Raw genomic sequence first — 4,877 nt, 5'->3', positions numbered from 1 at the left:
TAACCCCCATAGCCCAAGCCCGACTGTCATCATTCCTGTCAGTTACGGTCATTGCCGCGCCGTCGGGTTCTGCGGACAATCTGCCGCAGTTCCCCCAATGGATCGGCTGTCATGTCGCAACAGATTTTTTTCGCCCATGCCAATGGTTTTCCCTCGGCCACCTACGGCAAGCTGTTCGCCGCATTGGCGCCGCAGTACCAGGTCGCGCATCTGGAACTGCACGGCCATGACCCGCGTTTTCCGGTGGACGATAACTGGCACAACCTGGTGGACGAACTGATCCATCACCTGGAGCAGCAACCGGCGCCGGTGTGGGGCGTTGGCCACTCCCTGGGTGGCGTGCTGCACCTGCACGCGGCGTTGCGCTACCCGCAGTTGTATCGCGGCGTGGTCATGCTCGATTCGCCAGTGCTGACCCGTACCGACCAGTGGGTGATCCTGGCCGCCAAGCGCCTGGGGTTCATCGATCGCCTGACCCCGGCGGGCCGGACCTTGGGCCGGCGTGAGGAGTTCGCTGACCTGGAATCCGCCCGGCAGTATTTTGCCGGCAAGACACTGTTCCGCGGCTTTGACCCGGATTGCTTCGACGCCTACCTGCAACACGGCCTGCAACAAGTCGGCGACCGGTTGCGCCTGCGCTTCGACCCGGCCACGGAAATCAGTATCTACCGCGGCGTGCCGCACACCAGCCCAGGACGGCCCCGCAAGCTCAAGGTGCCGCTGGCGGTGGTGCGCGGCCGGCAGAGTCGCGTGGTGATGCGGCATCACACCCGTTCGGTGGGGCGTATGCTCCATGGCGAATCCCTGAGCATGCCCGGCGGCCATATGTTTCCTCTCGAACGTCCACAAGACACGGCCAACCTGCTCAAGAACCTGTTCCAGCGTTGGGAAGGGCGCAGCGCATGAGCATGGTCGAGGAGGTCCGCCTGAGCCTGCCTCACATCGAGCTGGCGGCTCATTTGTTTGGCCCGGAAGACGGGCTGCCGGTGATTGCCCTGCACGGTTGGCTGGACAACGCCAACAGCTTCGCCCGCCTGGCGCCCAGGCTCGAGGGGCTGCGGGTGATCGCCCTGGACATGGCCGGTCACGGTCATTCCGGGCATCGACCGCCGGGTGCCAGCTATGCCTTGTGGGACTACGTCCATGATGTGCTGCAAGTGGCCGAACAACTGGGCTTGAAGCGCTTCGCCCTGCTGGGGCATTCCATGGGTGCCATTGTCTCGCTGGTGCTGGCCGGTTCCCTGCCGGAACGGGTGACGCACCTGGGGTTGATCGACGGGGTGATTCCTCCTACAGCCAAAGGCGATAGCGCGGCCGAACGCATGGGCATGGCCCTGCAAGCCCAGTTGGATTTGCAGCAAAAACGCAAGCCGGTCTACAAAACCCTCGACCGGGCCATCGAAGCGCGTATGAAGGGGTTGGTAGCGGTCAGCCGCGAGGCCGCCGAGTTGCTGGCCCAGCGCGGCCTGATGCCGGTGCCCGGAGGCTATACCTGGCGCACCGACAACCGCCTGACCCTGCCATCGCCCCTGCGCCTGACCGAGGAGCAGGCCATGGCGTTCGTTGCGCGGGTCGCTTGTCCGGCGCATCTGGTGGTGGCGGCCGATGGCATGCTGGCCCAGCACCCGGAGCTGCTGGAGCGTCTACCCTTCAGTCATGAGCAGTTGCCTGGAGGCCATCATCTGCACCTTAACGATGAGGTCGGTGCCGGGCTTGTAGCAGACTGTTTCAATCGGTTCTTCACTGTTCCTTGACTTGCGCCGGGCAACTGTCGAGGCTGAGCGGGTTGAAAGGGAGACAACCATGACAGACCTCTGTTTGCCAGCCTCGCGGTGCATCGGCGACGCCCGTCGCGTCCAAGCGTCCCAGGCCAAGCCGATCCGATGAAATTATCCGTTCACTTACTCGTCCTGCTGGTGCTGGCCTGCTTCAGCCCTGCGTCGTTCGCCGTCGATGTGCCGGGCAGTCGCGACCTGGATCGCGTGCCACGCATGCCCGATGCACAGATCGTCGATTATCGGCAAACCAGCGACCTGGAACGTGTCTACCCCATGGGCTCGATCCGCAAGATCAGCGGCCAGTTGCGCTTTGACGGCCAAGTCGATGCCCGTGGGAATGTCACGTCGGTCACCTATGAGCTGCCGCCGGAACATTCCGCGACCCAGGCCTTTACCGCGGCGCGCGAAGCGTTGCAGAAACAGGGCGCCGAGCTGTTGTTCTGGTGCCAGGCCCGCGATTGCGGCGAAAGCAGCCTGTGGGCCAACGATGTCTTCGGCAACGCCAAGCTCTATGGCGCCGACAACGGCCAGGCCTTCCTGTTGCTGCGCCTGGCGCCGCCCGCGGACAGCACGCTGATTGCGCTGTATGCCATCACCCGCGGCAATCGCAAGGCCTACCTGCATGTCGAGCAGTTCGAGGCGAATGCTGCGTTGGGGGACTTGCTGCCGACATCGGCCACCCTGTTGCGCCAGCTCAAGGACACCGGGGTCCTGGACTTGCCGCGTCTTGCCGGCGAGCCGGACGACACCTGGTTGCGCCTGTTGTCCCGGGCGCTGAACCTGGACACGGGCCTGCGGGTCAGTATCGCCGGGCCCCGGGCCGAGGACTGGATTGAGGCGCTGGCGGGCCAGGGCGTCCGGGTGGCGCGCATGGAGGCCGCCAGCGGCGAGGCGGCGGGACTGCACCTGGAGTTGCTGCGCTAAGCTGTCTCGGGGCAGTGGTTTCACACCCGTGCCCCGGTCCTGTTCATTTTTCGAGACCCTACATGCTCAATAACGATCGGCTGTTGGTGCAGATCCTGCTCCTGGTGTTGTTCGGCGCAAGCCTCTGGGTCATGGCGCCGTTCTGGTCGGCGCTGTTCTGGGGCGCGGTGCTGGCATTCGCCAGTTGGCCGCTGATGCGCCTGCTGACCCGCTGGGTCAATGGTCGCGAATCCCTGGCGGCGGCGTTACTGACGGTGGGCTGGATGCTGTTGGTGGCGGTGCCGCTGGTGTGGTTGGGTTTCAACCTGGCCGACCATGTGCGCGATGCCACCGCGTTCATCAGGGACGTCCAAGTCGATGGCTTGCCCGAAGCCCCAGACTGGCTTGCCGCTATCCCCTTGGTGGGTGGGCGGCTGGTGGGCATCTGGAACAGCATCGATCAGCAGGGCGCGGCCATGATGGTGTCCATCAAGCCGTACCTGGGGCAGGTCGGCAACTGGCTGTTGGCGCGCAGTGCGCAGATTGGCGGCGGCATACTCGAACTGACCCTGAGTATTGTGTTCGTGTTCTTTTTCTATCGCGACGGCCCGCGCCTGGCGGCGTTCGTCCATGGCTTGCTGGAACGCCTGATCGGCGACCGTGCCGGTTACTACATCGAACTGGTGGCCGGTACAGTGCAGCGGGTGGTCAACGGCGTGATCGGCACCGCGGCGGCCCAGGCCGTGCTGGCGCTGATCGGCTTCCTGATCGCCGGGGTGCCGGGGGCGCTGGTACTGGGGATCGTCACGTTCCTGCTGAGCCTGATCCCCATGGGCCCACCCCTGGTCTGGATCCCCGCCACGGCATGGCTGGTGTGGAAGGGTGAATACGGGATGGCGGTGTTCCTCGGCATCTGGGGCACATTCATCATCAGTGGCGTGGACAACGTGCTCAAACCCTACCTGATCAGCCGTGGCGGAAACCTGCCCCTGGTCATCGTGTTGCTGGGGGTGTTCGGCGGGTTGATCGCCTTCGGTTTCATCGGCCTGTTCATCGGCCCGACCCTGTTGGCGGTGGCCTACAGCCTGTTGACGGACTGGAGCAAGAGCCAGGCGCGATAGCTTGAATACCAAGCACCTGTGGCGGGGGGGATTGCCGTGACGAGGGGATAAATCCCCTCGCCACGAGTGAGTTTCAATCCAGGCTTGCCGGTGAATCAGGTCGCCACGTTCAGGTGTTTCCCCACCGTCGCGACGTTATCCAGCGAGTATTGCCGGCTGAGGTTGGCGATCATTCTGTTCAACGCTTCGCTGCCATTGGCCTGCCCGTTGGTGCTGTCGCTACGGCGGCCGGCCTGCAAGGCGTCGTTGAGCTCGTCGCTGTCGACCCCGCCGCTGCTGTCGCTGTCGAGGGCTTCCATCAGCATCGCGCTGGTGTCGGTGCTCGACGTACCGTTGCTCGCCTGCAAGGCGCTGCTCAGTTCGCTGGCGGTGACAGTGGCGTCACCATCGGCGTCGAGCTGGCTGAACAGTTCGTCACTGGACGCCTGTTGCGGTGGGGGAGGCGGTGGCGCGAGGCTGGCGGCCAGTTCATCAAGGCTGACGGTGCCGTCCTCGTTCTTGTCCAGGGCCGAGAACACTTGCTGGCTGTCGGCACTGCTGCCGGCGCTGGCCAGGCCGCTGCTCAACTCGTCGCTGCTGACCACGCCATCACCGTCGGCGTCCAGGGCGCTGAGCAGCGCGTCGGCCAGTTCGGTATTCGGCGCCTGGTCCCGTGGCGGTGGAGGTGGCGGCGCCATCGCGGCCATTTCCTCGCTGCTCAGGTCACCGCTGCCATCACTGTCCAGGTCGCCAAAATTGTCGCTCAGGCTGACCAGGATGCCGTCGTCGCTTTTTTGCGACAGGGCGCTGCTCAACTCTTCCTGATTGACCGAGCCGTCGCCGTCACTGTCGAGCTTGCTGAGCAGTTCCTTTTGAAACTGCTGGCTGCGGGCACTGCTGGTTGCGGTACTGCTGGTGCTGGTATAGGTCGAGTAACTGCTGACGCTACCGATCATGGGCGCTCTCCTTGGGCTGGAATAGCCGGTGGGTGCACCGGCTTATGCAGCCTCGGCGGGGGAGTTGTCGGGGGTGTGTGGAGTTTGTACCGGTGGGTGTACAAACTCAGTCCCGGCGCAGTGTCGAGTGTGGGAGCGGG

General features: G+C 64.5%; 5 protein-coding genes. 4 read left to right on the top strand and 1 reads right to left on the bottom strand.

Annotation, left to right across the window (positions count from 1 at the left end; translation table 11 throughout):
* Positions 1-111: 111 nt before the first annotated feature.
* The 4 genes from J4E53_RS29705 to J4E53_RS29690 all read left to right on the top strand — a co-directional run bounded on the left by J4E53_RS29705 (position 112) and on the right by J4E53_RS29690 (position 3,802).
* On the top strand, positions 112-906 hold the full coding sequence (locus tag J4E53_RS29705) for an alpha/beta fold hydrolase (RefSeq protein WP_103311325.1): 795 nt from the start codon (positions 112-114) through the stop codon (positions 904-906).
* Positions 903-1,754: an alpha/beta hydrolase gene (locus tag J4E53_RS29700; protein WP_060741178.1), complete on the top strand. Its 852-nt coding sequence runs from the start codon at positions 903-905 to the stop codon at positions 1,752-1,754. Before J4E53_RS29705 ends, J4E53_RS29700 begins: the two co-directional genes overlap by 4 nt.
* Positions 1,755-1,883: 129 nt before the next feature.
* The gene (locus J4E53_RS29695) at positions 1,884-2,702 is read left to right on the top strand and encodes a DUF4892 domain-containing protein (protein WP_060741179.1); all 819 of its coding nucleotides are present in this window, start codon (positions 1,884-1,886) and stop codon (positions 2,700-2,702) included.
* Between the two features lie 62 nt (positions 2,703-2,764).
* A complete protein-coding gene (locus tag J4E53_RS29690; RefSeq protein WP_060741180.1) occupies positions 2,765-3,802 on the top strand; it encodes an AI-2E family transporter in 1,038 nt (345 codons plus the stop codon).
* A 95-nt stretch (positions 3,803-3,897) separates the two neighbouring features.
* On the opposite strand, the gene xopAW is transcribed toward J4E53_RS29690, so the two are convergent.
* The gene (gene xopAW / locus J4E53_RS29685; protein WP_103311327.1) at positions 3,898-4,737 is read right to left on the bottom strand and encodes a XopAW family type III secretion system calcium-binding effector; all 840 of its coding nucleotides are present in this window, start codon (positions 4,735-4,737) and stop codon (positions 3,898-3,900) included.
* Between the last annotated feature and the right edge of the window lie 140 nt (positions 4,738-4,877).

This window comes from Pseudomonas sp. FW305-28 (assembly GCF_017351395.1).
Lineage (GTDB): Bacteria > Pseudomonadota > Gammaproteobacteria > Pseudomonadales > Pseudomonadaceae > Aquipseudomonas > Aquipseudomonas fluorescens_AA.
This window is presented reverse-complemented; position numbering and strand designations above follow the sequence as displayed.